The sequence below is a fragment of the Pseudarthrobacter sp. RHLT3-21 genome (genome assembly GCF_059383495.1).
Map to the genome: position 1 here is coordinate 74,639 of NZ_JBWZCI010000016.1, position 23,074 is coordinate 97,712.

The 23,074-nt window shown below is 65.4% G+C and carries 23 protein-coding genes, 4 pseudogenes and 1 riboswitch; of the genes and pseudogenes, 10 read left to right on the forward strand and 17 right to left on the reverse strand.

Annotated elements, in window-relative coordinates; all coding sequences use genetic code 11:
* Positions 1–2 precede the first annotated feature (2 nt).
* The 5 genes from AC50YA_RS16085 to AC50YA_RS16105 form a co-directional block, all read right to left on the reverse strand.
* Complete coding sequence (locus AC50YA_RS16085; protein WP_494983240.1) at positions 3–671, reverse strand: biliverdin-producing heme oxygenase; 669 nt, start codon at positions 669–671, stop codon at positions 3–5.
* Between the two features lie 143 nt (positions 672–814).
* Entirely contained in the window at positions 815–1,351 is a 537-nt protein-coding gene (locus AC50YA_RS16090; protein ID WP_494983241.1) for an NUDIX domain-containing protein, read from the reverse strand.
* A gap of 54 nt (positions 1,352–1,405) precedes the next feature.
* Positions 1,406–1,606: a DUF1918 domain-containing protein gene (locus tag AC50YA_RS16095; RefSeq protein WP_494983242.1), complete on the reverse strand. Its 201-nt coding sequence runs from the start codon at positions 1,604–1,606 to the stop codon at positions 1,406–1,408.
* A 52-nt stretch (positions 1,607–1,658) separates the two neighbouring features.
* Entirely contained in the window at positions 1,659–2,231 is a 573-nt protein-coding gene (locus AC50YA_RS16100; protein WP_494983243.1) for a DNA alkylation repair protein, read from the reverse strand.
* An 8-nt stretch (positions 2,232–2,239) separates the two neighbouring features.
* Complete coding sequence (locus tag AC50YA_RS16105) at positions 2,240–2,602, reverse strand: TraR/DksA family transcriptional regulator (RefSeq protein WP_494983244.1); 363 nt, start codon at positions 2,600–2,602, stop codon at positions 2,240–2,242.
* A 139-nt stretch (positions 2,603–2,741) separates the two neighbouring features.
* On the opposite strand from AC50YA_RS16105, the gene AC50YA_RS16110 reads away from it, so the two are divergent.
* Positions 2,742–3,122: a cupin domain-containing protein gene (locus AC50YA_RS16110; protein ID WP_494983245.1), complete on the forward strand. Its 381-nt coding sequence runs from the start codon at positions 2,742–2,744 to the stop codon at positions 3,120–3,122.
* Between the two features lie 21 nt (positions 3,123–3,143).
* Here the strand turns inward: AC50YA_RS16110 and AC50YA_RS16115 are convergent, their stop codons facing one another.
* Complete coding sequence (locus AC50YA_RS16115) at positions 3,144–4,436, reverse strand: aggregation-promoting factor C-terminal-like domain-containing protein (RefSeq protein WP_494983246.1); 1,293 nt, start codon at positions 4,434–4,436, stop codon at positions 3,144–3,146.
* A gap of 211 nt (positions 4,437–4,647) precedes the next feature.
* A riboswitch (cyclic di-AMP (ydaO/yuaA leader) is annotated at positions 4,648–4,820 on the forward strand.
* A 57-nt stretch (positions 4,821–4,877) separates the two neighbouring features.
* On the opposite strand from AC50YA_RS16115, the gene AC50YA_RS16120 reads away from it, so the two are divergent.
* Complete coding sequence (locus AC50YA_RS16120) at positions 4,878–5,669, forward strand: LysM peptidoglycan-binding domain-containing protein (RefSeq protein WP_494983247.1); 792 nt, start codon at positions 4,878–4,880, stop codon at positions 5,667–5,669.
* 69 nt (positions 5,670–5,738) lie between these two features.
* Here AC50YA_RS16120 and AC50YA_RS16125 read toward each other — a convergent pair whose 3' ends face one another.
* Together AC50YA_RS16125 and AC50YA_RS16130 are read right to left on the reverse strand one after the other, a co-directional pair.
* On the reverse strand, positions 5,739–7,202 hold the full coding sequence (locus AC50YA_RS16125; RefSeq protein WP_494983248.1) for a protein adenylyltransferase SelO: 1,464 nt from the start codon (positions 7,200–7,202) through the stop codon (positions 5,739–5,741).
* Positions 7,203–7,258: 56 nt separating this feature from the next.
* Positions 7,259–8,236 carry a dienelactone hydrolase family protein gene (locus AC50YA_RS16130; protein ID WP_494983249.1) on the reverse strand — a complete coding sequence of 326 codons (978 nt, stop codon included), beginning with the start codon at positions 8,234–8,236 and terminating at the stop codon, positions 7,259–7,261.
* 230 nt (positions 8,237–8,466) lie between these two features.
* Between AC50YA_RS16130 and AC50YA_RS16135 the strand changes: the two genes are divergently transcribed.
* Positions 8,467–9,675, forward strand: coding sequence for a globin domain-containing protein (locus AC50YA_RS16135; RefSeq protein WP_494983250.1), 1,209 nt, complete (start codon positions 8,467–8,469; stop codon positions 9,673–9,675).
* 16 nt (positions 9,676–9,691) lie between these two features.
* On the opposite strand, the gene ribA is transcribed toward AC50YA_RS16135, so the two are convergent.
* A complete protein-coding gene (gene ribA, locus AC50YA_RS16140; protein WP_494983251.1) occupies positions 9,692–11,560 on the reverse strand; it encodes a GTP cyclohydrolase II RibA in 1,869 nt (622 codons plus the stop codon).
* Positions 11,561–11,688: 128 nt separating this feature from the next.
* Here ribA and AC50YA_RS16145 point away from each other — a divergent pair, with 128 nt between their 5' ends.
* Positions 11,689–12,186, forward strand: coding sequence for a MarR family winged helix-turn-helix transcriptional regulator (locus tag AC50YA_RS16145; protein WP_494983252.1), 498 nt, complete (start codon positions 11,689–11,691; stop codon positions 12,184–12,186).
* Positions 12,187–12,212: 26 nt separating this feature from the next.
* Here the strand turns inward: AC50YA_RS16145 and AC50YA_RS16150 are convergent.
* The 5 genes and pseudogenes from AC50YA_RS16150 to AC50YA_RS16170 all read right to left on the reverse strand — a co-directional run.
* Positions 12,213–12,875 (reverse strand): annotated as a pseudogene (locus AC50YA_RS16150) (FAD-dependent oxidoreductase); the annotation flags it as partial.
* Positions 12,872–13,973, reverse strand: a pseudogene (locus tag AC50YA_RS16155) (succinic semialdehyde dehydrogenase). The pseudogenes AC50YA_RS16150 and AC50YA_RS16155, both read right to left, overlap by 4 nt.
* Complete coding sequence (locus AC50YA_RS16160) at positions 13,904–14,458, reverse strand: aldehyde dehydrogenase family protein (RefSeq protein WP_494983253.1); 555 nt, start codon at positions 14,456–14,458, stop codon at positions 13,904–13,906. The pseudogene AC50YA_RS16155 and the gene AC50YA_RS16160 overlap by 70 nt, the downstream one beginning before the upstream one ends.
* 58 nt (positions 14,459–14,516) lie before the next feature.
* The gene (locus AC50YA_RS16165; RefSeq protein WP_494983254.1) at positions 14,517–14,786 is read right to left on the reverse strand and encodes a type II toxin-antitoxin system RelE family toxin; all 270 of its coding nucleotides are present in this window, start codon (positions 14,784–14,786) and stop codon (positions 14,517–14,519) included.
* On the reverse strand, positions 14,783–15,064 hold the full coding sequence (locus AC50YA_RS16170) for a type II toxin-antitoxin system Phd/YefM family antitoxin (RefSeq protein ID WP_494983255.1): 282 nt from the start codon (positions 15,062–15,064) through the stop codon (positions 14,783–14,785). Before AC50YA_RS16170 ends, AC50YA_RS16165 begins: the two co-directional genes overlap by 4 nt.
* A gap of 300 nt (positions 15,065–15,364) precedes the next feature.
* Here AC50YA_RS16170 and AC50YA_RS16175 point away from each other — a divergent pair, with 300 nt between their 5' ends.
* Positions 15,365–16,429: an FAD-dependent oxidoreductase gene (locus AC50YA_RS16175; RefSeq protein ID WP_494983256.1), complete on the forward strand. Its 1,065-nt coding sequence runs from the start codon at positions 15,365–15,367 to the stop codon at positions 16,427–16,429.
* 21 nt (positions 16,430–16,450) lie between these two features.
* Here the strand turns inward: AC50YA_RS16175 and AC50YA_RS16180 are convergent.
* Positions 16,451–16,573: pseudogene (locus tag AC50YA_RS16180) on the reverse strand (NrtR DNA-binding winged helix domain-containing protein); the annotation flags it as partial.
* A 141-nt stretch (positions 16,574–16,714) separates the two neighbouring features.
* Here AC50YA_RS16180 and AC50YA_RS16185 point away from each other — a divergent pair.
* Positions 16,715–17,608 carry an SDR family NAD(P)-dependent oxidoreductase gene (locus AC50YA_RS16185; RefSeq protein ID WP_494983257.1) on the forward strand — a complete coding sequence of 298 codons (894 nt, stop codon included), beginning with the start codon at positions 16,715–16,717 and terminating at the stop codon, positions 17,606–17,608.
* Between the two features lie 148 nt (positions 17,609–17,756).
* Positions 17,757–18,627, forward strand: a pseudogene (ppk2, locus tag AC50YA_RS16190) (polyphosphate kinase 2).
* Between the two features lie 6 nt (positions 18,628–18,633).
* Here ppk2 and AC50YA_RS16195 read toward each other — a convergent pair.
* Positions 18,634–19,452, reverse strand: coding sequence for a CPBP family intramembrane glutamic endopeptidase (locus tag AC50YA_RS16195; RefSeq protein ID WP_494983258.1), 819 nt, complete (start codon positions 19,450–19,452; stop codon positions 18,634–18,636).
* Positions 19,453–19,641: 189 nt separating this feature from the next.
* Between AC50YA_RS16195 and AC50YA_RS16200 the strand changes: the two genes are divergently transcribed.
* From AC50YA_RS16200 to AC50YA_RS16210, 3 genes are all read left to right on the forward strand, one after another.
* Positions 19,642–20,055 carry a DUF4383 domain-containing protein gene (locus AC50YA_RS16200; RefSeq protein ID WP_494983264.1) on the forward strand — a complete coding sequence of 138 codons (414 nt, stop codon included), beginning with the start codon at positions 19,642–19,644 and terminating at the stop codon, positions 20,053–20,055.
* 111 nt (positions 20,056–20,166) lie between these two features.
* Positions 20,167–21,696, forward strand: a complete 1,530-nt coding sequence (locus tag AC50YA_RS16205; RefSeq protein ID WP_494983259.1) for an FAD-dependent oxidoreductase — start codon at positions 20,167–20,169, stop codon at positions 21,694–21,696.
* A 155-nt stretch (positions 21,697–21,851) separates the two neighbouring features.
* On the forward strand, positions 21,852–22,439 hold the full coding sequence (locus AC50YA_RS16210) for an NADPH-dependent FMN reductase (RefSeq protein ID WP_494983260.1): 588 nt from the start codon (positions 21,852–21,854) through the stop codon (positions 22,437–22,439).
* A 247-nt stretch (positions 22,440–22,686) separates the two neighbouring features.
* Here AC50YA_RS16210 and AC50YA_RS16215 read toward each other — a convergent pair whose 3' ends face one another.
* Complete coding sequence (locus tag AC50YA_RS16215; protein ID WP_494983261.1) at positions 22,687–22,956, reverse strand: hypothetical protein; 270 nt, start codon at positions 22,954–22,956, stop codon at positions 22,687–22,689.
* Positions 22,957–23,074: the final 118 nt, after the last annotated feature.

The window sequence follows — 23,074 nt, forward strand, 5'->3', positions numbered from 1 at the left end:
GGTCAGGCCGCAGGCTGCGGACGGGCCCCGACGGCGGACTGCAGGTCCGCGAAGATGTCGCCGTTGAGCCGGAAGGCGTGCGCTGCGTGGGCGAGCAACGCCTCGGTCCGGTCCGTGCGCAGCGCCAGGGCGTCCAGACGGAGCCGGTAGCCGTCCTTGTACTGCTTCATCTTCCCGATGCCGGGGAAAAGGTAGAAGTTCAGGCCGTCGTCGGGGATGCCGTAGTGCCGCTGGACCAGGCGGTGGATGATCTGTCCGCCGGACAGGTCCCCGAGGAGGCGGACGTAGTGGTTGGCGAGCATAAACTCGGCACTGTGGTGTTCGTGGATCAGCGTGGCGTAAGCCGTCGTGGCGGGGACGGTGACAATGCGGCCGTCCGCCAATTGCTCCCGCCAGCCGGTGCCATAGTGGAACGCCATGTCCGCCTCGAGGGCCGCCGTCCGTTCCAGGGCGGGGTCCAGGAACCCTGCCAGCAGCGGATCAGCACCGTACTCGGACCGCGCCACCGACTCCATGGCACCGTACACCGTGTACAGCTGGGCAGTGAGGGACGCAACGGAGGTCACATCCAGCCTGCCCTCGAGCAGGTCGCCCATAAACGGGGACGACTCGGCCTCTTCGTGGGCCGCGCTGGTGGACTGTTTGAGCAACACGGAGAGCGGGGCGGTCATATTCTTCCTCACGCGCAGCAGGGGTTCGGAACACCATCATGGCGCACCGCACTTAGGTAAGACTAACCTAATATACTGACGGTCTGTCGGCAAAATTCAGCAGGCGCCGCGTGGCCGCAATCGCACGAAATGACCTCCGGGGTCTATTGACTCCGCTGGGCAGAAAGTTCCAGCATGCGCGTCCGCAGGTCAGGCCACGATGCCGCAAAACCGGGATGGAGCTCCTTCAGGTCCACGTCGTCCAATGGAACCCACTGGAGTTCGAGACTCTCCGGATCGCTGATCACGGGCTCAAAAGGCGCGGTCACCAGCACAATAACGGTGGTGTAGGACCAGTAGCCAAAGTCCAGCACAGACGTGAAGAGGACGCTCACATCCGCGGCCGGCACAGCGGCTTCTTCGTGCGCCTCGCGCAGGGCCCCGGTGACGGCGTCCTCGCCCTGGTGCAATGCTCCGCCGGGCAGTCCCCAGGTACCACCGTTGTGGCTCCACAGGGCGCGGTGCTGCAGGAGAACGCCCTTGCCGGGGTCATAGGCCAGGACGCCGGCGGCACCGAACCTGCCCCAGAACTTGCCGCGGCCGCCATCCACCCACGCGTCACCGGGGTCCCGCGGACCGGTCCGGACCGGCGGAAACGTGAGGTTCGCATCAGGGGACGTGGCAGCCAAGGAGTGATCCATTCCTTCAGTCTGACAGGTGCCCGGTGGCCCTGACGCGCAGGCGTCGGCCGCGCGTTAGCCTGTTTGGGCCCCGTGACCGCGTTCGACGGCGAAATCACCGCCGGGGTACATGACGGTTTCGTGTCCGTCGTCGAAGCGGACCAGGTAGGGCGGATGGCCTTCCTGACCACGTACCTCGACGATTATCCCGTGCCGGTCTGAGGATCCGACGGTCCTTCCCCGGACGATGATCCTGTCGCCCTGCATTGCCTCCATGGCAATCACCTCCAGCCCCAGAGTACGGCTGACAGCGCCCCTGGAACAGGGGTCAAACTCTTCCCTGGTCGCGGTTCCCGGAAATGCGCTGCAGGTCGGTTCCCTGAGCGAGGAGCTGAGCAGCATGGCGGAGCGCGTCGTCGGGGTCCTGGTGCCAGCGGGTGATGACGACGACGGCGCGCTGGCGGTCGCTGCCACCCAGCCCCCGGAGCAGCGGCACCACAACGTCGCCAATCAGGGGGTCCACCAACTCGGCCGTATGCGCGGATCTGATGAAGCCCTCCAGCCTGGTCAGGTCAGAATGGCGGAGGAGCGCCACCCGGGACTGCAGCAGCACAACGGCGGCGAGCCGGCGCTCATAGATCGGCCGCCTGCCGGGACCCGGCCGGCCCCAGAGGAGCGATGCCAAATGGGTCACCTCATCGTGGTCAAGCTCCTGGAACTTCCTCCCGGCGTCGCGGACAGTGCCGCGTACGGCTCCGACGGACGATCCGTAGGACCCCAGTGCCCCGCCCACCCGGGACTCCACATCTTCCGCCCGGTACCAGGTGCCCTCGTTCTGCAGGGTGGCGTCGATGAAGCCGGCAGCCTCCTGCACCCTCTCGTTCACGGTGCTTTGGTTCATGGCGCCCGCTACCGTCCCTGCCGGCCGGCAGCGGCGTGGAGGATGCAAAACGGCGTCGACGGCCGGGCTTCGAGCCGTCCCTCCGCAATGGAGTCCCCGCACACGGCGCATATGCCGTAGGTACCAGCCGCAATCCGAGCCAGGGCCGCGTCCGCCTGGTCAAGGCCCGAGCTGCTCTGCTGCAGGAGCGCCGATGCCTGCGACAGCTCAAACGCAATGGTGGCGCCCTCGGGGTCGTGTTCGTCGTCCACGTTGGAATCCTGGCGGGCGGCGTTGGCTGATGAGATGTCGGCGCGGAGGGCGGGGAGGAGCGCGAGTTTCCGGGTGCGCTCTTCCTCCAGCAGGACCCGGAACCGTTCAAAATCGGGCATGGGAAAAGCCTAGTGGTTTAGGTCTCGACAAGCGCCGCCGGCGGGAGGATGCTGGCAATCGTAAGCGCCTCAGATGCCGTCTGGCCGCCAAGGACAGACAGCTGATAGACACAAACTCCACAGAGAAAGTCTGCGTGCCATGCCTACAAACATCGTCACCGAGCTGGCAGTCAAGTCCCACAACACACCGGATGAGAAGCGCCGGCCGGAGAAAACGGAAGTGGACGTCGTCAACCTGGGCGACTACACGGTTGGCCGGTTGACGTTCAGTCCCGGCTGGCGCTGGTCGGACTGCATCAAGCCGGTGGTCCAAACCGAGTCCTGCCAGAACAACCACGTCGGATACTGCGTTTCCGGTGCCCTCAACGTCGAGACCACCGATGGCAACCGGATCAACATCAGCGCCGGCGATTCCTACACCATTCCACCAGGGCATGACGCCTGGGTGGACGGGGATGAAGCCTTCGTCGGCATTGAATTCTTCAGCGCCGCGGAATTCGCCAAAGCCTCCGGAACGTAACCCGGCTGCGGTCCCTACAGGTCAGTACCAGTTATTGGCCACGGAATGGCTCCACGCGCCGCATGGTGACCCGTAGCGGTCCGCGATGTACGACAGTCCCCAATTGACCTGGGTCCGGTAACTGGTGAGCCAGTCGCCGCCGGCCGTCCCATACTTACTGGCCGGCAGCGCCTGGGCGATCCCGTATGCGCCCGAGTAGGGGTTGGTGGCGGTGGTCAGCCAGTTGGACTCCTTGGTCCACAGTGATGCCAGGCACTGGAACTGGTCCTGGCCCCAGCCGTAGGCAGCCAGCTGCCCGGCCGCGTAGTTTTTTGCGCCGACGGGATCGTTCACGGCGCCGCCCGGCACGGAAGGCACGACGACGACGGGCGGCGGGGCCGGCGTCGGGCTCGGGACAGGAGCGGGGGCGGGCACTCCCGGTACAGCCGGTGGGGCCGGAGCCGGCTTCTGCGCAGCGGCGAGGGCAGCTGCCTTGGCTGCCGCCTCCGCCTGTTGGCGTGCCTGTTCCTGCGCCGCGGCCCGCTTGGCGGCCTGCGCCGTTTCGTACGCGGCCAACGCCGCCTGGCCCTGCCGGAATTCCCCCTCCACCGCAGCGGTGGTGCCCTTGAGGGAGGCCAACTGCGCTGTCAGTTCCTGGCCGTGTTCCTGCTGCTCCGCGATCTGCCGGGACATGGCCTGCTGGGCGGACTGGGCGGCGTCGAGCTTGGTTCTGGCTTCGCCGGACAGGCGCTCGCGCTCGGCCCTGGCGGCCTGTTCCTGATCAGCGAGGGCGCGGGAAATGCGTTCGGCGGCTGCGGATTTGTTTACCAGGGCAGCAGTCTTGTCGCTGACGATCTGGACGATATTCAGGCCTTGGATGCTGTTGTTCTGCACGGCGTCGAGGGCAACGAAGAAGCCCATGTTGGTGCCACCGGTCTTGTACGACTGGGCCGCCAGGGCACCGATTTCTTTCTTGTACTTTCCCAGGTCGGCCGCGGCGCGTGCGGTCTGGGCGGTCAGGGCGTCCACGGTGGAGGTGGCGGCCTGAAGCGCCGCTTCGGCCAAGGCGTACTCCGCGGCGGACGTTACGGCCGCATTGCCCAGCGCCTCCGCTTCGGTCTGGAGCCCGCCCAGCAACCCGTTGATCCTGGTGACCTCTGCCGCTTTTCCGGCCTCGCTTTGCTTGGCGTTCTGCACGTCCTGCCACGAGGGATAGCCGCCCGGCGGCGCGTCGTCGGCGGCATGTGAGGGAAGCGGCGCAGCCGACCCCACCAGGGCGACCGCCAGCACGCCTGCGAGGGCGGGCAGCCGCATTTTTTGAACAATCCGGGACATAGTTGGTGAGCTTACCGGGCATATACGGATTACGGGGGCTGACCTGCAACATCGTTAGCGAGGAGCAGGGAATCCGGGCAGAACCACAGGTGAATTTCACGCGTACATTCCGTTACCGGAATGTGACATTGCCGCCGAGCAGAAGTTATGGTCGAGCGGTGGCCTGGCTCAAGCCGGGACATTCCCGCCAGCATGCCGAGCCCTGCCGCTGACCGGGATCCAGTCACTTTCCAACTGGCAGGGACGGGGGAACCACGTTTCCACGGCTTTTTCAAAGCCTTGGGGTTAAGTCGGTGTCGCTCCGTCCCGTGCGGTGGCGTTACCGGCCGGGTGTCTCCGACCCGAACCCGACAGCTCACCCCGCAGGCATGGGAGAGGCGATCAACCGTGTCCAAGAATTTCACTTCCGCACGCCATCGTGCGGTTTCTAACCGCTCAACCGTGCTTGTCGGCCTGTCTTCCACGGCCAAAGCGCGCGCCCTGACGTTCGGCCGCCCGGCCCTTGTGGCTGTTGCAGCGTCCGGCATCCTTTTCAGCGTCGGCGTCCCGGCTCAGGCCGGTGTCCATGGCCCTGATAATTCCGGGACTGCCCAGGTCCAGGGCCAAACCAGTGCAGCGGCTCCGGCCGCTACTGCTCAGGCCACCGCTGCGGCGGCCCCCGCCGCGGCCAACGTCCACACCGTCGTTTCGGGTGAAACACTGGGCCAGATTTCCGCCACCAATGGCGTCCCGCTCAACGACGTCCTTGCCGCCAATGGACTCTCGCTGAGCAGCATCATCTACCCCGGCGACCAGATCCGGATCCCCGGCGCCGGCTACACCGCACCGGCCCCGGTGGCGAAGGCCGCGGCGGCCCCGGCCGCCCCCACCAACACCGGCATCCAGCTGGCGTCAACGTCCGCACCGGCGGCCCAGGCGCCCGCCGGCTCAGTCGGCGCGGCCATCCTGGCTTCCGCCAATTCTCAGCTCGGCCTCCAGCAGGACTGCACTGCCATGGTGGAGAAAGCGCTGCGCTCGGTCGGTAAGAGCGTGGGAGACCTGGCGCCGGGCCAGTTCTACCAGTACGGCACGGCGGTGGGCACGCCTGCCGCCGGTGACCTGGTCATCACGGCCGGCCATGTGGGCGTCTACGCCGGCAACGGCCAGGTTGTCAGTGGCGGGGTGGACGGTTACAAAACCGAAGTCCACTCCATCAGCTGGCTCGCCGGAGCGTCCTTCGTCCGCGTAGCGTGATCCGGGCGTGCACGACGGCGGCGGGCGGCACCCAGCCGCGTGCCGCCGTCGTCCACCCCTTGTGTTCGCTTAGGTCCCGCAGAAGGTCCGGTAGCTCCCGAAGGCTTCAGGGGCGGGGCCTGCGTAGCGTTCCAGGCCGGGCCGCGGCGTGTACGGATCCGCAAGGACGTCCACCAGGACGTTGAAGGGGTCCAGGTCGCCTGCAATAGCAGCGTCAAGGGCCTCCTCCACCAGGTGGTTCCTAGGGATGTAGACGGGGTTGGTCCGGTCCATCAGGTCCGCATCCGGCACCAGGGCCAGCCACGGTGCGGCCCAGGCGTCGAAGGCTCCCGGGTCCGCGAACATGGCCCGGGCAGTTTCCGGGGTGCCGCGGGCCGCCGAACCAAGGCTCCGGAAGAAGGACGTGTAATCCACCTGACCTTCCTGGAGCAGGGCCAGCACACCGTTCACCAGAGGCGACGCGACGTCGTCGTGCGTGTCCGCGCGCAGCCCAAGCTTGGATTTCATGCCGGCTGACCAGGCCGCGCTGTACAGCGTACGGAAGGCGCCGAGGGACTCCACGGCGAGCGCCACAGCCTGATCCTGGTCTTCATGGAGCAGGGGCAGGAGTGCTTCGGCAAGCCGGGTGAGGTTCCACTCGGCAATGACCGGCTGGTTGGCGTAGGCGTAGCGTCCGTCCGCGTCGATGGAGCTGTAGACCGCGCCGGGGTTAAAGGCGTCCATAAACGCACACGGACCGTAGTCGATGGTCTCGCCGGAGATGGTCATGTTGTCGGTGTTCATCACGCCGTGGACGAAGCCCACCAGCATCCATTGCGCCACCAGGGACGCCTGGGCGGCTATGACCGCATCGAGGAACGCGAGATAGGGCTTGTCGGCGAGCGCGGCGTCCGGGTAATGGCGGCTGATGGCATGATCGGCCAGGCGGCGCAGGAGGTCCGTGTCGCCATTGACGCGGGCGAACTGGAAGCTGCCAACTCGCAGGTGGCTGCTCGCCACCCGGGTAAGCACCGCCCCGGGCAGTATGGTTTCGCGGCGGACGGGCCGGCCCGTGGCCACCACGGCGAGGGACCTCGTGGTGGGGATGCCCATGGCGTGCATGGCTTCACTGACGACGTACTCGCGCAGCATGGGACCGACGACGGCGAGACCGTCACCCGCGCGGGCGAACGGTGTCCGGCCGGAGCCCTTAAGGTGGATGTCCCGAAGCCGCCCATGGCTGTCCGTGACCTCACCCAGCAGGAGGGCCCGACCATCGCCGAGCAGGGGTGAGTAGCCGCCGAACTGGTGGCCGGCATAGGCCTGGGCCACGGGTGTGGCACCTTCGGGGACCCGGTTGCCGATGAGCAGCCGTGTTCCGTCAGGCGTCCGCAGCGAGGACGGGTCCAAGCCCAGCTCGCTTGCCAACGGCTCGTTCAGGACCAGCAGCTGCGGGTCAGGCGCTTCCTCCGCCTGCCACGGAACCGCCAGCTCCTCAAGTTCCCGGGCGAATTGCCCGTCGAAGGTGAGCGTTAGTGGGATTGCGGTGCTCATCCTTCAAGACTACCCGCGGCAGGACCGCCATGCCGCGGCTGATCAGCTGTGCAGCCTCAGACGTGTTGTCCGAACCAGGCGAGGGTGTCGTTCCAGGCAGCCGTGGCCTGGGTTTCGCTATAGCGCTCGCCGGTGTCGTTGTGGAAGGCATGGTCGACGCCGGGGTAGACGGTGAGCTGATGCGTCACGGTGGTGGCGTCCAAGGCGTCGCGGAGGCCCGGCATCGCGCCGGTGATCCGCTGGTCGAGTTCGGCATAGATCCCGAACGCCGCTGCCTTGATGGCCGGCACCTTGTTCAGGTCCGGCGCCGGCCCATAGAACGCGGCGGTGGCCTTCAGCCCGGCCAGCTCGGTTGCCGCCTGCCAGGTGATGCCGCCGCCGAAACAGTACCCGTTCATGGCGATGCGTCCGGAGTCCACGAAGTCCTGGGCCTGAAGATAGTCAAAGGCGGCGGCGAAGTCAGCAACATGGCGTTGGGCGCCGGCGCTGGTCAGTGCGCCTGACACGGCGTCGGAGTCAAGGCTGGCGGTGCCGCCTTCCCTGCTCAGCAGGTCAAGGGCCAACGCCGCGTACCCGGCCTTGGCAAAGCGGCGGGCAACGTCCTGGATGTGAGGGGTCAGGCCTCGGTTCTCGTGGCAGACCAGCACCGCCGGGCCGGCTGCGCCGGATTCAGGCCGGGCGAGGTAACCGTTGATATCGGTTCCGTCGGCAGAGAACCGGACGGTCGCCGTCGTAAGCCCCGCGGCGCCTTCCGGGACAGAGAGCGGGCTCTTGGCCCCCGGAACAGCACCGGCAGAAGCGGTGCCGGTGCCCGCCGTCGACGATGATGGGGTGGGCGTGGGCATGGGGTCGGTGCTGCGCGGGACTTCCTCGGGTGTGCATCCGACGAGCAGCATCGCGGTAGATGCCGCCGTCATGCTTCCCATGATGAATGCGACCCTGCGGGTGAAGGTGCGGTGCGTCATTGCGCCGGCGCGGTAGTCGTCGAAGAATTCCTCGATCAGGTACCGTTCAAACTTTCCAAGCTGGAGCATGGTTGGCCTCCTCGAGTGAGGGCACATATCCTTCTCCGAAGCCGGCCGTCCTGCAAGGGGTCATCGGCATGGCGCTGGCCGCCAGCTCCCCCGTCTGCCCGGCGGTCAGGTGACGGTACTGCCTGGGTTGCCTGCCGGTAGCCCTTCTCCCAGCCGGCCCGGACTGCTACATTGGCACGGCCAAGGCGACTGACCGCTGGGTTCAGCCGGTCATCACGGAAGGACGCACCATGCTCTCTGACACCTCCCTCCCCATCATCAAGGCAACACTGCCTGTGGTCGGTGAACATATTGAAGAGATTGCCAAACGGTTCTACAAACACATGTTCGACGCGAGGCCGGACCTGCTCGATGGCCTGTTCAACCGGGGGAACCAGGCGGACGGCCGCCAGCAACAGGCACTGGCCGGATCAATCGCCGCTTTCGCCACCTACCTGGTGGAAAAGCCGGATCAGCTGCCCGATCATCTGTTGTCGCGGGTAGCCCACAAACACGCCTCACTGGGCCTGAGTCCGGACCAGTACCAGATCGTGCATGAGCACCTGATGTGGGCCATCGTGGACGTGCTGGGTGATGCTGTCACGCCGGAGGTCGCGGCGGCCTGGGACGAGGTGTACTGGCTGATGGGAAACATGCTGATTAACAAGGAACGCGGGCTCTATGGCGCGGTGCACCTCTCACCTGACACCATCTGGCGGACCTGGCGGGTGGCCCAGCGCATCCAGGAGACAGCCGATGTGGTCACGTTCGTTGTGGAACGGACCGACGACCGGGACGTGAAGCCGTCCCTGCCCGGGCAGTACGTGACTCTCAAGATGCCCATGAAGGACGGCGTACACCAGCCGCGGCAGTACAGCCTGACCCGGGCCGATGACGGGCAGCACCGGCATTTCGCTGTCAAAAGGGTCCACGGGCTCGCCACGCCTGACGGCGAGATGTCCAACCTGCTGCACCAGGACGTCAGCGTTGGTGACGAAGTGGTGCTCTCTGTACCTTTCGGCGACGTGGTGCTGGAGTACACCGACCGGCCGGTGGTACTGGCCAGCGCCGGCATCGGCATCACACCCATGGCCGGGATGCTTTCGCACCTGGTGAAGTCCGGCTCGCAGCGCCAAGTGATGCTCCTGCATGCCGATGACAGTCCGGACTCGTTTCCGCTCCGCCAGCAGGTCAGTGAGGACATCAGCCGGCTGGCCGAGGGATCCCTCCACAGCTGGTTCCTGAATCCGGCCGAGGACCAGGGTCCAGCCGGCTCGACGTTCTCAGGGTTCATGGACGTCAACGCGGTGAACCTGCCCATGGACGCCGAGTACTACCTCTGCGGCCCGCTGCCATTCCTGCAGGCAGTGAGGAGTGACCTGATCGCCAAAGGGGTTTCGCCCAAAGACATCCAGTACGAAGTGTTTGGCCCGGACCTCTGGCTGGCCGATATCCAGTAAGTCGTATCCGCGCCGTCTAGAACTGCTCCGCCGGGATGGAAAACCCGAGGTCCAGAAGTCCGCGGCCTGCCTGCTCCAGAATCGGATCCATGGTCAGCGATGGGTGGTTGAGCAGGACATTGACATCGCGCTGGATCCGCTGCAGCGGGTGCGTCAGCCGATGCACACTCCCGCCGGAGCCCGTCAGGATGAGGCGGACAGCCTCCGCCGACGCCGCGCCGCTGAGACCCAGCGAAAGCCGGTACCGAGCCCGCTCGTCATCGGTGAAAGCGACAGGCCGGCGATCGTAGGCCGCGGAAACCACCCGGACAGCTTCCTGCCAGTGCAGCCGCGCAGTGGCCACCTGCCCGTAGGCCTGCGAGAACCGGGCCTGTGCGAGCGGCGAATCCGCCTGCCGCGCCTGCGTTGTCTGCTTGACCTTGCGCACCATCATCAGGTCCCCGAACACCTCCAGGGCGTGCTCAGCGGCCCCCAGAGCGGAGGCGGGAGCAACCATGTTCAGGAACGTGGCCATGGGAATGTGAATGTTCGGATCCGCGTGGATGAGGCTGCCGGGATTGTCCGCGGCCGCCAGGAGGTTCCACTCCAGGGCGCGGTGCGCCGGAACAAACAGGTTTTCCGCGCGGAGATCATTGCTTCCGGTCCCCCGCAGGCCGGCCGTGTGCCAGACGTCCAGGAGTTCAAGATCGGACACCGGGACCAGGCATTGCAGGCGGACCTCGCCGTGCTGCACGGCCAGGAGCGCCCATTCGGAGTGCATGATGCCGGAGGCGAAGCTCCAGCGGCCCGAGATGGCGAAACCGCCGGGAACATCCTCTGCTTTACCGGGAGGGGCGCCCGTGGCGGCAGCCAAGGGGGCCGGCCCGTTGGCGAAGACTTCATCCTGGGCTTGCTGCGGCCAGCGGGCCAGCATCCACACATGTTCCGCCAGGTGCCCGACGCTCCAGGCCGTGGAGACGCATCCCTGGGCAAGGCGGCGAACCACCTCCACGTACGTTTCCAGCCCCATGCCGAAACCGCCCACAGCCTTCGGCGCGAGCATCTGGAACACGCCTGCTGCCTTCAGTTCAGCCATGGTGGCTTCCGGGATGCGGCGGATCTCCTCGGTTTCCGCCGCGCGCTCCCGCAGCCGGGGAACGAGGGCATCCACCCGGGCCAGCAGCTCGTCATGGGAAGGAATGATCTCGGCCGGAAGGATCTCCCCTGGCAGGGTCTCTGCCGGCAGCTCGATGGTGTGCGCGGTGTGGCTTCGCTTCGCCGCCAGGTAGCGGCGATTTGCCCCCGAGAGGTGCACACCGGTGGGGACCTGCTCCGAGACGTCAACGCCGAGGGCGGTCAGCTGCCCCACTTTGTCCGGGTTGTTGGTGAGGAGGCGGATCGGGCCGGCGCCAAGCGCGCCAAGCATCTGGGCGGCGGCGCCGTAGTCCCGCTCGTCCTCGCCCCGGCCAAGGGCCACGTTGGCTTCGTAGGTATCCAGGCCGGTGTCCTGCAGGGCGTACGCGTCAAGCTTTGAGTACAGGCCGATGCCTCGCCCCTCCTGCCGGAGGTACAGCAGGAAACCCCCGACGGCGGCGATCTCCTCGACGGCCTCGCGCAGCTGGGGTCCGCAGTCGCAGCGCTCGCTGCCGAACACGTCGCCCGTGAGGCATTCACTGTGCAGCCGGACCAGCGGCGCTATGCGTTCCGGGCCCTGGTCCAGGAGGGCCTGCTCCCATTCGCCGAGCGCGAGCAGCAGGTGCTCCTTACCGTCGGCCAGTCCATGGAACGTCATGATCTCGGCGGTGGCCGCGAAGCCATCCGGGAAGCGCAGCGGGACGGTGACCTGGCTGCGGACGGCGGCCGGTTGTTCGAATGGCCGTGCGACGGTCTCGGACATGGCGGTCATCTGGGCTCCTCAGGAAGTCTGGAAGTACTTGAATGTTGAAGTAAACAGTACTGAACATTAATTCACGACGCAAGTGATTTGCCGGACATAAAACTTCATTCATGAAGTAAATGCCCTAGACTTGCCCTATGGAAAATCCCGTGGAGCCGCGCTGGCTGAGCCCCGATGAACGTGAGGTGTGGCTCACCCTCGTGGGCGTGATGATGAAGCTGCCCGCCGCCCTGGACTCCCAGCTGCAGCAGGACGCCGGCATAACCCACTTTGAGTACATGGTCCTGGCCGGCCTGTCCGAAGCTCCGGAACGAACCCGCCGGATGAGTGACCTGGCGGGCTTTACCGAGTCAGGTCTCCCCCGCCTGTCCCAGGTGGTGGGCAGGCTTGAGAAGCGGGGCTGGGTGAGCCGCTGCACGGATCCATCCGACGGACGCATCACCCTGGCCACGCTCACAGACGAGGGGTTGGAGAAGATCGTGGAGTCAGCCCCCGGGCATGTGGAAGCCGTGCGGGCACTCGTGTTCGATCCCCTCACGAAGGCACAGTCGCGCCAGCTGGGGAGCATCGGCAAACGCATCATGGGCGTCATCGACCCAGAGGACCGCTGCCTGCGTGAAAGCTCCCCAATCTAAGAAGAGCAGGGCGCATTCAGGCGCCTCTTTTCGGCCAGGCCCAGGTAGTTCTTCGTCAGGGTGTTCTTCGCGCCCACGCGGCAGCCAACCATGCAGTTGCCGCACTCCGTGCAGCCGGTGCGCTCAGGCCCGGCGCCGCCGAAGTAGGGGTCCGGGACGCGGACACCAGGCATGCCGAAAAACACGCCGGTGGGCGCCTTCTTGAACGTGTGGCCGACGCCGAGTTCGTCCGCGGCGGCACGCATCAGCTGCTCAACCGGGCCCTCGCACGGGTTAGTCACCACCCCCAGCATCGACTGGCCCATCCGGTAATGCGGCGCAAGCTCGTCCTGCCAGTCGGTGATGTGGCCCCACTGCTTGTCCTGGAAGAACGGTGGCGGCGGGATGTAGAGCGTGTTCGCATAGTTGAGGGAGCCACCGCCGACGCCGGCACCCGCCAGAATCAGTGCGTCCGGGAGCTTGTGGACGCGCTGGACGCCGAAACAGCCAAACTTCGGGGCCCAGAGGTACTCGCGGAGGTTCCATGAAGTCTTGGCAAAGTCTCCGTCCTCGAACCTGCGCCCCGCCTCAACCACGTGGACGTCGTAGCCCTTCTCGGCGAGCCGCAGCGCTGCGACCGAGCCGCCGAAACCGGAGCCGATGACAACGACATCGTGGTCAACGGCCGGGCCGTCGTTGTGGGCGTTCACTTCTTTCCCGTTGTCTTGAGCGCGCGCAGGAGGGAGGTCAGCAGCCTGGAGTGGTCGCCGTCGGACATTCCGAACGCGGGACCGAACGGCAGCAGGTGCTGGGCCGTCACAGTCTGGCTCTCGGTGAAGCGCAAGATGCCTTCGGCGCCGTGCCGACGGCCCACGCCGGAGGCCTTCATGCCGCCCATGGGCGAGCCGATGCTGCCCCACGCGACGGTGTATGAGTCATTGATGCTTACGGTGCCCGTTCGGACCCTGGCGGCCAGCTCCCGGCCGCGGCGGACACTGCCGGTGAATACGTTGCCGTGCAGGCCGAACTCGGTGTCGTTGATGAGCCGGATGGCCTCGGCGTCGTCCGCTACGCGGTAGATCGCCACGACGGGGCCGAACGTCTCCGCATTGCGGCAGAGCATCGACGTGGTGACGCCGGCCAGCAGGGTGGGCTCGTAGACATATGGACCGAGGTCCGGGCGGTGCCGGCCGCCGGTGAGTACGGTTGCGCCGCGCCTCCTCGCATCCTCAACGTGTGCCGTGACTATCTCAAGCTGGGAAGCAGAAGCGAGGAGCCCATGTCATTGCCGTATTCGAGCGCCGTGCCGACCTTCATGGCCTCCACCGCGGCGACGAGCTTTGCGGTGAAGGCATCCGCCACCGTCTCGTGCACGATGACCCGCTCTGCCGACATGCACAGCTGGCCTGCCGATGCGAAACATGTGCGGATGGTTCCGGTCACGGCCTTGTCGAGGTCGGCGTCGTCGGCGATGTAGACGCCGTTCTTCCCGCCGAGCTCGAGGGAGTAGCCAATCAGCCGGCCGGCAAGGGATTCCGCAACCTTGCGGCCCACCGGCGTCGAACCGGTGAAGCAGGCGTAGTCGGCCCGGTCCAGGACGGCCTGGCCGATGCCGCGGTCACCAAGGACCACCTCGAGGACCCCCTCAGGAAGCCCGGCATCACGCAGCATCTCGACACGAGCAGGGCCGATAAACTCGCCTGACGGTCGGGCCGCAGGACGACGGCGTTGCCCGCCATCAGGGCGGCGATCGCGCCCGTGACGGCGAGGCTGAAGGGGTAGTTCCACGGCGAGACGATGCCCACCACACCCTGGGATGGCGCAGCTCCCGCGCCTGGGACAACACCGGGTAGGCGCCGGAGCGGCGGCGGGTTTTGAGGTAGCCGGAGGCGGCGCGGCCATAGTGGCGTGCCGTGACGGCGACGTCGGCAACCTCCTCGAAGGCGTGGCCCCGGGACTTGCCCGACTCGAGCTGGATGAAGTCAAGGACCTCGTCCTGGCGGGCTAGGACGAGGTCGTGGAAGCGCTCCATTATCCGCTGGCGATCCTTGAACGACGTGCGGGCCCATTCGACCTGGGCGGCTCCCGCCCGGGTGTAGGCCTCGCTGACATCAGCCTCGGTGGACAGCGGCAGCGAGGCGAGCGGACCACCTGTAAGGGGCGTGTGAATCAGCTCGAGATGGGCGTCCGCAGAATGCCGGGCGTGGGCGACAAGGATCCGCACACGGGCCGGATCCACGGCGAAAGTTTCGGTGGGGGCGGTGAGGTGGCTGGCCAGCGTCTCTGATGACATGGGCACAGCGTACCTGATAGTTGAGTACCGGTTTTGTCATTCCACGCCAGGGCGCTTCTCATCTGTAGGCGTCACGACGGTGAGCAATTGATATCACCTCGATCAGAAGGACGTCGTCAATGATCCGGTAGATGACCCTGTATTCGCCGCGCCTGGCTGAATAGAGCGGATACAGGGGCTCCTGCAGCTGCTTCCCCAGCCGACGAGGATTCTCGCGGAGCGCACCCGTTATGAACTCGAACGCTGCCGCCGCCACTTTTTCCGGCAGGCCATGCGTCAGTGCGCGCCGTGCAGATTTCGAGAACCGGACGTCATAACCGGTGCTCATTCCGTTCCGGCTGCAGGCCGCATGGCAGCCTTTACCTGCTCTGCGTTGAAGGTGTCACCACGCTCGAGATCATGGAGTCCTTGGCCGATCTCTTTGACAAGCCTGGCGTCAGAGAGAATGGCCACAGTCTCCAACATTGCATCGTAGTCATCGGCACCCAGGAGCACAGCCGCCCGCAGTCCATTCCGGGTAATCTCGAACCGCTCGTGCGTCGTGGACGCCCGCTCCACAAGGCGCGAGAAATTTGACCGAGCTTCTGCCACCGGGAGTGTTGTCATGTACATAATTCTAGCGCACACGGCGTGAGCCGGGTGGGATGCCCTGGGTACGGATATTGACGCGACGGCGGCGGCACTGCACCACGGTTCGGCTGCCGTACGCCTCCTGGCGGGGAGAACGGCCGATGCAATTGTCAGTGATCGAAGTGGATGCGGACCGGGTGGGGCTCGTCGGCACCGGCGACAATCTCGGCCGCCAAGTCACGGATGCTGACCGCACACTGCCAAACGGTCGCCCCAGCCTACCCAAACCCCGCACGCGAGGAAGGACCGCATCGGTGGAGTCTGTAGCCTTAAGGCGTGGGACATTCAGCGGTCATCATCGGGGCGGGAATCGGCGGCCTGAGCACGGCACGTGCCCTGAAGCGTCACGGCTGGTCAGTGACAGTTGTGGAGCAGGCCGCGGCCCTGCCGACGTCGGGCACCATGCTGGGTATGTGGCCGGCGGCGATGAAAGCCCTCGACGACATTGGCGTTGACGCCTCACGCCGCACAGATGGCTGGGCCCATATTGCTGCCGACGCAGGAACCCGACTCTGGACGCCGGCCGGGCGGACGTTGCTCACAGCCCCCGGCGGCGCCGATCTGAACCTGGTCTCCCGGCCCGCGTTGCTCGCCGCGCTTGCCCGGGACATCGACGTCAGCTTCAACACGCAGGTCGTCGACGCCGGACAGCTAGACGATGCAGGGCTGGTTGTCGGTGCAGACGGCACGTTCAGCCGCACCCGGCAGCGGATCTTCGGTGATCGGTTCCGCGCCCGTTCGCTTGGAGGTATCGCATGGCGGGGCACGGTCAAGGGCGCCGTAACCGAATACGGCGAGACCTGGGCTCCCGGTGCACTGTTCGGCATCACACCGGCAGGTCCTCAAGCGACCAACTGGTACGCATGCATCCGCGCCGATCAGACGTTTGATGGACCACACCTGCCGCACGTGATGAACCATTTCGGGACCTGGCACCGCGGCGTGCGGGAGTTGATTGACACAATCGAAGAAAACGCCATCCTGCATCATGGACTCTTCGAGGCGCCGAAGTTGCCGTCGTACACCACCGGAAGGACAGCGTTGGTGGGCGACGCCGCCCACGCAATGGCGCCCTTCCTTGGACGTGGCGCCTGCGAGGCTATCGTTGATGGGGCCACGCTGGGGCGGTGCGTGGCGCAGGCTTCCTCTGTCGACGCCGGTCTTGCCGCGTTCGACAAGGAACGCAGGGCGCGAACTCAACGGCTGGTGTTGGCCTCACGCCTGATGGGCCAATTCGCCATGATGGATGCCGGCTCAGGAACCCGGAACGCCGCGATCGGTACCATCGGCCGGCTGGTGAAGCCCAGGCTACTGCGGGATCCCACTCTTCCCCGTCACTAAGGGGCGTCAGTCAAGCGGTCGCATGAGCCCGGCGCCCTCCAGAAAACCAGGGGTTCCCGTGGCCTTTCGGTGAAAGTTCCTGGGGTCGAGGCGGGTGCCCCAGACAGCCTCATAAACAGCCCGGAGCTGGGCGAGCGTTACCTCCCGCTGAACTTATCCACGAGTATGGTCAATCCGATTCACATGTGGTGTGCTGTTGACGAGGTGAGGAATAGCGCTGGAATCCCCCGGCTCTATGGCAACCTCATCGGCACGACAATAGGCAAGGCGTCAGGAGGCGAGGCGATGGCTTCCATGGATGGGACCGTGGCACTGGTGACGGGCGCGGCCGGCGGCTTGGGAGGCGCTGTGGCTACCGGCCTTGCGCGCGAGGGTGCCGTAGTGGTCGTGGTGGGGCGCTCAACAGCCCGTGCCAACAAGGCGATGAAGGGCATCCGACGGCTCGTTCCGGGCGCCAAACTTGAGACACTGGTCTGTGACCTCTCAGACCAGTCCTCGATCCATACGGCGGCTGCTGACTTCCTGTCCCGCCACGAACGGCTCGACGTGCTGGTCAACGCAGCCGGCGTGTTCCGAAAGGAGCGCCACGTGACTGTCGACGGACTCGAACTGACCTTCGCCACCAACGTCATGGCCTACTTCCTGCTGACCAACCTGCTGCTGGACGCGCTCACGCACCCCGCCGATACAGGCGGCGACGCCGGAACTGCGGATCGCCCTGACACTTCGCCGCGAGTTTCCCGCATTGTCAACATCGCGTCCCGGTATGGCAATGCCAAGCTGAACTTCGACGACCTCCAGACTGCGACGGGCAAGTACAGCTACCTTCGTTCGACGCCGCCCACAATGCTCGCCCGTGTTCTGCTCACGCAGGAGTTCGCTGAGCGCCTGCGCGGCTCGGACGTTGTGGCCAATGCCGTCCATCCGGGATTGGTCAAGAACACTTCGCTGCTGCAGGACGTCGGAGGGCCTTTCCGCTGGATCACAAACACGTTCGGCGCACCGGCCGACAAAGCAGCAGATACACCGCTCTGGCTCGCCACGTCACGCGAAACAGCGGGAGTCTCCGGAAAGCTGTGGGCCAAACGCAAGGAGCTCCCGACGCCAGGTATGGGATCGGACCCCGAAGCCCGGAAGCGCTTGTGGGACGCTTGCGCGCACTTGGCCGGGATGCCGTGACGTTGCGCCTGTAGGGGTGGCTGGAGATCGCAGGGCTGGAAATCGTCCGCCTCCAAGCGCTCCCAGCGGGTTGTTAACCGTCCATTCATCGCTGGGACGTAGCCTCGACGTCGTGAACGTACTCGACCTTTCCCGCCATGGCTTTACTGTGCTCGATACTGATGACGACGATCCCGTCCTCATCTCGCCTGACGGCACCCCGGTTGACACCTGGCGCGAGGGCTATCCCTATGCCGAGAGAATGACCCGGGATCAGTACGAACTGGAGAAGCGGCTGCTGCAGATCGAGCTGCTCAAACTCCAAAAATGGATCAAAGCCACAGGCCGCCGCCTGGTGATGGTCTTCGAGGGACGGGACGCAGCCGGCAAAGGCGGGGCCATCAAGCGCTTCACCGAGCACCTCAATCCTCGCGGAGCCCACGTGGTGGCACTGGAAAAGCCCAGCGAGCGTGAGCAGTCACAATGGTACTTCCAGCGCTACGTCGCCCATCTGCCGGCCGCGGGCGAAATCACCATGTACGACCGCTCTTGGTACAACCGTTCCGGCGTCGAACGCGTCATGGGATTCTGCACGGAGGATCAATACCACAGCTTCCTCAGCCAAGCCCCTGCCTTCGAACAGGTCCTCACCAACGATGGCATCGACGTCGTGAAGTTCTGGTTCTCCGTCTCCCGTACCGAACAGCTGACCCGGGTCGCGATCCGCCAGGTGGACCCCGTCCGGCAATGGAAGCTCTCCCCCATGGACCTCGCTCCCCCTGGACAAGTGGGACTCCTACACCGCAGCCAAGGAATCCATGTTCCTGGCCACGGACACGGACTGGGCGCCATGGACAGTGGTCAAGAAGCGGGCCAGGGTGGAAGCCATGCGCCACGTCCTGCACATGTTCGATTACGAGGACAAGGACACCGACCTCGTAAATGAACCCGACAGCCTGATCGTCGGGTCTGCCTCACGCATTTTCGAGGACGGCGAGAATACCCAGGCCTTCTCGCAATTCCGCGGGACCGCTGTCTGAGCGGCCTCAGTACAAGAAGATCGGCAGCCAGTCGCGGTTGTGCGCGTGCACCAGCGCGAGGAACAGCACGAAGTCGAAGACTAGGTGCACTGTCACGACGTAGGTGAACGACTTTGTCAGTTTGAAGGTGTAGCCCTGCAGTAGCGCGAACGGGAACGTCAGGAGCGGACCCCAGGCCATGTAGCCGATCTCCCACAGGAATGACGAGAAGACCACTGCCTGCAAGATGTTGGCGAGCCAGTCCGGGAAGTGCCGCCGCAGGAGCGTGAAGGTGGTACAGATGAAGAACAGCTCGTCCCAAATTCCAACTGCGTTCACGCCGAGAAACAGCCGCCAGAAGATGGTGGGGTCGGAGGCGTCCGGCCAGTTCTGATACACCCCCGTGCGGATCAGGTAGACGGGCAGAATGCAGTAGCCGAGTGCTACAACGGCAAGCAGGTACAGCTTCGCTGACAGAGGCCATTTGCGGCCCGTGTTGACCGGAAATTTGATGATCTTCTCGCGGTAGACGAACCGCGACACCAGCCACGGCACCAGCACGGCCAACGCGAGGGCACCACCCATCAGGGTCATGTGCGAGATGCTCAAATCCGCGTTCAGCGGTACCGCGCTGATGATCACCATTCCCGCCGCAATCAGCGCGAGGTGCCGCACGAATTCACGGTCGATCAGCGCGGCCGTGACCAGGCTCAACGCGAGCACACTGTAGCCCACGGCGTCATTCTCGACGCCGAATAGCAGCACTCCGGACAGCGAGAGCAGCGCCGCAGGCAGCAGCTTCCAGCTGAGTGCGGTGCGGGGTGGCTGCGTCGAGGCTAAGGTCACAACACAAGCATGTCAGCGACGGTGACTTCTGGAAAAGATGGCCGCGGCCGGTCACGCCTGGCCGAGGCGCCCAAGGCACTGTTTCCCCTGCCCACACGCGGTTTTCAGGAGTACGATGTGGGCGTCGGCAGGATTCCTGCGACTCCTTGCCGCGAGGCCGGCTCTCCACCTGAAGAGCCGGCAAACAGCGTGAAAGGGGGTATTGGTGCGGTTTTCCTGCTGGTTGGAGTCCTCGGGTTCATCCCGGGAATCACCACCAATTACGGCGCCATGACCTTCACCGGACATGAGTCCGGGGCCATGCTCCTTGGCGTCTTCCAAGTGTCGGTGCTGCACAACATCGTGCATTTGCTGTTCGGCGTGGCTGGCATTGCAATGGCCCGGACAAACCCGATGGCCCGCTGGTTCCTGCTCGGCGGCGGCATCGTCTACCTGCTCCTGTGGATTTACGGCCTGGTCATCGACATGAACGCGGCCGCCAACTTCGTCCCGTTCAACACGGCTGACAACTGGTTGCACCGGGTTCTGGGCGTCGGCATGGTCGGTTTGGGCCTCTGGCTCGGAAGGGATGCCATGGAGAAGATGAAGGGCAGCGGCACATAACGCCATGGTTCGTGGAAACCGACGACGGCGGGCGTCAGTCCCTCGGCGTCGGCGGCCGCTGACGCAGCCTTAACACAGCCGAGCAGTACCGGGTGATCCTGAGGTGACGCAGTGAATGACGCATCGAACAGTGGACGGCCGGAAGGTGAACCACGCTCCCTCTGGGTCGCCACCGCCGGAACCACCGATTATCCGGTCCAGCGCGGGGATCTGGAGGTGGACGTCGCGGTCATCGGGGCGGGCATCGCCGGGCTGACCGCCGCGTTGGCGCTCAAACGCACCGGCCGGACCGTCGCGGTCATCGAGACCGCCCGCGTCGGAACCGGCGTCACCGGCCACACCACCGGCAAAGTCACCTCCCTTCACCGCCTTGCCTATACGGAACTGGCACGCCGACACGGCAACGACATCGCGCGCACCTACGGGGAGGCCAACCAGGCCGCGGTCGAACACGTCGCTCTACTGGTGGCGGAGGAAGCCATCGACTGCGACTTCCGCCGCGTCGCCAACTACACCTACGCCGAGTCCGATGACGCGCTCGACCTCGTGCGCGGGGAAGCCCAGCTTGCGGCCCGGCTCGGCCTGCCCGCCACCTTCACCACCGAGGTGCCGCTGCCCTTCCCGGTCAAGGGTGCGGTCCGATTCGATGGGCAGGCGCAAATCCATGCCGTGAAATACCTTCAGGGTCTGGCCCGCGTGGTTGATGGTGAGGGCAGCTTCGTCTTCGAGCAGACCCGGGCGCAGCGAATCCACGACGGCGCCCCGGCCGTCGTCGATACTGGCCAGGGCACCGTCCGGGCCCGCGACATCATCGTCGCCTCGAATGTGCCGTTCGGCGGCCAGGGCCTGTTCTACCTGCGGTGTCATCCGCACCGCTCCTACATTGTCGCCGGACGCGTGGAAACTCCACCGCCGGACGCAACGTTCATCAGCGTCGACGAACCGATGCGGTCCATTCTGGCCGCCAGCGTCAACGGCACAAGCTATATGCTGACCGGCGGCGAGGGCCACCGCATATCAGAGTCCGGCGACACTGCCGCGCGGTACCGCAGACTCGCAGCCTTCGCCCACGATCGCCTCGGCGTAGACAAGGTCGCCGACCGCTGGTCAACCCAGGACGGCATCCCGCTCGACGGGCTGCCCTACGCCGGACTGATGTCCCCCACCGCCAAACACGTGTACGTGATCACCGGTCTGCGCAAATGGGGCCTGTCCAACGGAACCGCGGCCGCACTCATCCTCACGGACACCATCAACGGCCGGGAGAACCCCTGGGCCTCGGTGTTCAACAGCAACCGGATTACCCCGGCAGCCAGCGCGAGGCGGTTCGTGAAGGAGAACATCAAGACCGTAGCAGCTGTCCTGGCCAGCAAACTCCGCGGCCAGCCCGGCCAAACGGAGGTGTCGCCGGGAGAGGGGAAAGTCATCACGGTCAACGGCGAAAACACGGCCGTCTACAAAGACGCACACGGGCAGGTACACGCCGTCTCCGCCACCTGCACACACCTGGGCTGCACCGTCGGCTTCAACACAGCCGACGCCACCTGGGACTGCCCCTGCCACGGCTCCCGATTCACCACCGAGGGCACCGTCATCCAAGGGCCCGCCGCCAAGAACCTCCCACCCGCACCGATGCCCTGATCGCATGAAGTCCGAGGAAGTGGCATCGCTTCTCGCCTACCTCGCCAGCGACGTCGCCGCAATGATCACCGGTGCAAACGTCCTCATCGGAAGCTTCCCGGCACCTGGAGCGTTGTCTGGATAGGGGCAGTTTCGTTGACGAAAGGGTTTCTGCCATGATCCGGATTGCAATTGTGCTGGGGAGCACTAGGCCCTCACGGCTGGGGAAGGCGGTGGCGGACTGGGTGTACGCGCGAGCCCTGGAACGTACCGATGCGAGCTTCGGTTTCCTGGACGTCGCTGACTTCGACCTCCCCCTGCTGGATGAGCCCAGACCGCCGTCGCGGGGCCAATACAACCACGCGCACACAAAGTCCTGGTCCCAGGCTGTGGGCCGCTTTGACGGTTACATCTTTGTCACGGGCGAGTACAACCATTCCATTCCGGCGGCCTTGAAGAACGCCCTCGACTATCTCTACCTTGAGTGGAACAACAAGTCAGCCGCCTTCGTCAGTTATGGCAATGCCGGTGGCACCCGGGCTGTGGAGCATCTACGTGCGGTGGCAGGTGAGCTGCAACTGGCCGATGTACGGGCGCAAGTGGCCTTGAACCTGGCAACGGAGTTTGAGAATTACCGTACGTTCAAGCCCTCGGAGGCGGCAGAGAAAAGATTGCTGGCAGTGTTCGACCAGGTCATCGCCTGGGCAGGGGCCCTGAAAGTGCTTCGTCCCGTTCCGGTAGATTCCGCCTCCCCCGCCGCATAAGGGTCAACTGGGGCGGCACGCCGGGCGACCGGACCGTCGACGGCGTCGAGAATGAGGGCAGCGCAACCCACGACGACCAGGAGAGGGTCCGCCGGGCAACAAAGGCCCATGAGGACGGCCCGCAGCAGAGTCTTCCGGTCCGCCAGGGTTTAGAAGCGGGGTGCGCGGCGAAGAATGGATGCGGCGGCGCCTGCTGCAACAACGGCCTTCGCATCGGACGATACGCGCTCTGAGATCCTGCCACCCGTCAGCGGCGCTTGGGGGCGATCCGCACCAGGCCCGCAGCGGCCAGTAGCGCTCCGGCTCCTTCAGCCACGGCGCTGAGGGACTTCTCAAAAAACCACACCGGCTCATACATGGCAGGGAGGGGTCCGAAGGCCGGAATATCCACGTACCGGTACAACACCACGGCCACAAATGCGCTCAGGGCCACCATCAGGGCCAGGGCAAAGGAGGCTCTGCTGCCGCGGAACAGCACCCAAAGCGCAGCCAGCACTGCCGCGGCCGATTCGAGCAAAAACAGGTTTGAGCTGCCGCGAGGATTTCGGACAGCGGAATTGGTGAATTCTTCTACGCTGCCAGTGCTGGCTGTTGATAACCATAGTGGACTTCGTTAGGCCGTCGGTAACCGAGCG

Coding starts and splice junctions, on each gene's coding strand:
- AC50YA_RS16085 (WP_494983240.1), bottom strand. CDS start 671: ATGACCGCCCCGCTCTCCGTGTTGCTCAAACAGTCCACCAGCGCGGCC.
- AC50YA_RS16090 (WP_494983241.1), bottom strand. CDS start 1,351: ATGGATCACTCCTTGGCTGCCACGTCCCCTGATGCGAACCTCACGTTT.
- AC50YA_RS16095 (WP_494983242.1), bottom strand. CDS start 1,606: ATGGAGGCAATGCAGGGCGACAGGATCATCGTCCGGGGAAGGACCGTC.
- AC50YA_RS16100 (WP_494983243.1), bottom strand. CDS start 2,231: ATGAACCAAAGCACCGTGAACGAGAGGGTGCAGGAGGCTGCCGGCTTC.
- AC50YA_RS16105 (WP_494983244.1), bottom strand. CDS start 2,602: ATGCCCGATTTTGAACGGTTCCGGGTCCTGCTGGAGGAAGAGCGCACC.
- AC50YA_RS16110 (WP_494983245.1), top strand. CDS start 2,742: ATGCCTACAAACATCGTCACCGAGCTGGCAGTCAAGTCCCACAACACA.
- AC50YA_RS16115 (WP_494983246.1), bottom strand. CDS start 4,436: ATGTCCCGGATTGTTCAAAAAATGCGGCTGCCCGCCCTCGCAGGCGTG.
- AC50YA_RS16125 (WP_494983248.1), bottom strand. CDS start 7,202: ATGAGCACCGCAATCCCACTAACGCTCACCTTCGACGGGCAATTCGCC.
- AC50YA_RS16130 (WP_494983249.1), bottom strand. CDS start 8,236: ATGCTCCAGCTTGGAAAGTTTGAACGGTACCTGATCGAGGAATTCTTC.
- AC50YA_RS16135 (WP_494983250.1), top strand. CDS start 8,467: ATGCTCTCTGACACCTCCCTCCCCATCATCAAGGCAACACTGCCTGTG.
- ribA (WP_494983251.1), bottom strand. CDS start 11,560: ATGACCGCCATGTCCGAGACCGTCGCACGGCCATTCGAACAACCGGCC.
- AC50YA_RS16145 (WP_494983252.1), top strand. CDS start 11,689: ATGGAAAATCCCGTGGAGCCGCGCTGGCTGAGCCCCGATGAACGTGAG.
- AC50YA_RS16160 (WP_494983253.1), bottom strand. CDS start 14,458: ATGTCATCAGAGACGCTGGCCAGCCACCTCACCGCCCCCACCGAAACT.
- AC50YA_RS16165 (WP_494983254.1), bottom strand. CDS start 14,786: ATGAGCACCGGTTATGACGTCCGGTTCTCGAAATCTGCACGGCGCGCA.
- AC50YA_RS16170 (WP_494983255.1), bottom strand. CDS start 15,064: ATGACAACACTCCCGGTGGCAGAAGCTCGGTCAAATTTCTCGCGCCTT.
- AC50YA_RS16185 (WP_494983257.1), top strand. CDS start 16,715: ATGGCTTCCATGGATGGGACCGTGGCACTGGTGACGGGCGCGGCCGGC.
- AC50YA_RS16210 (WP_494983260.1), top strand. CDS start 21,852: ATGATCCGGATTGCAATTGTGCTGGGGAGCACTAGGCCCTCACGGCTG.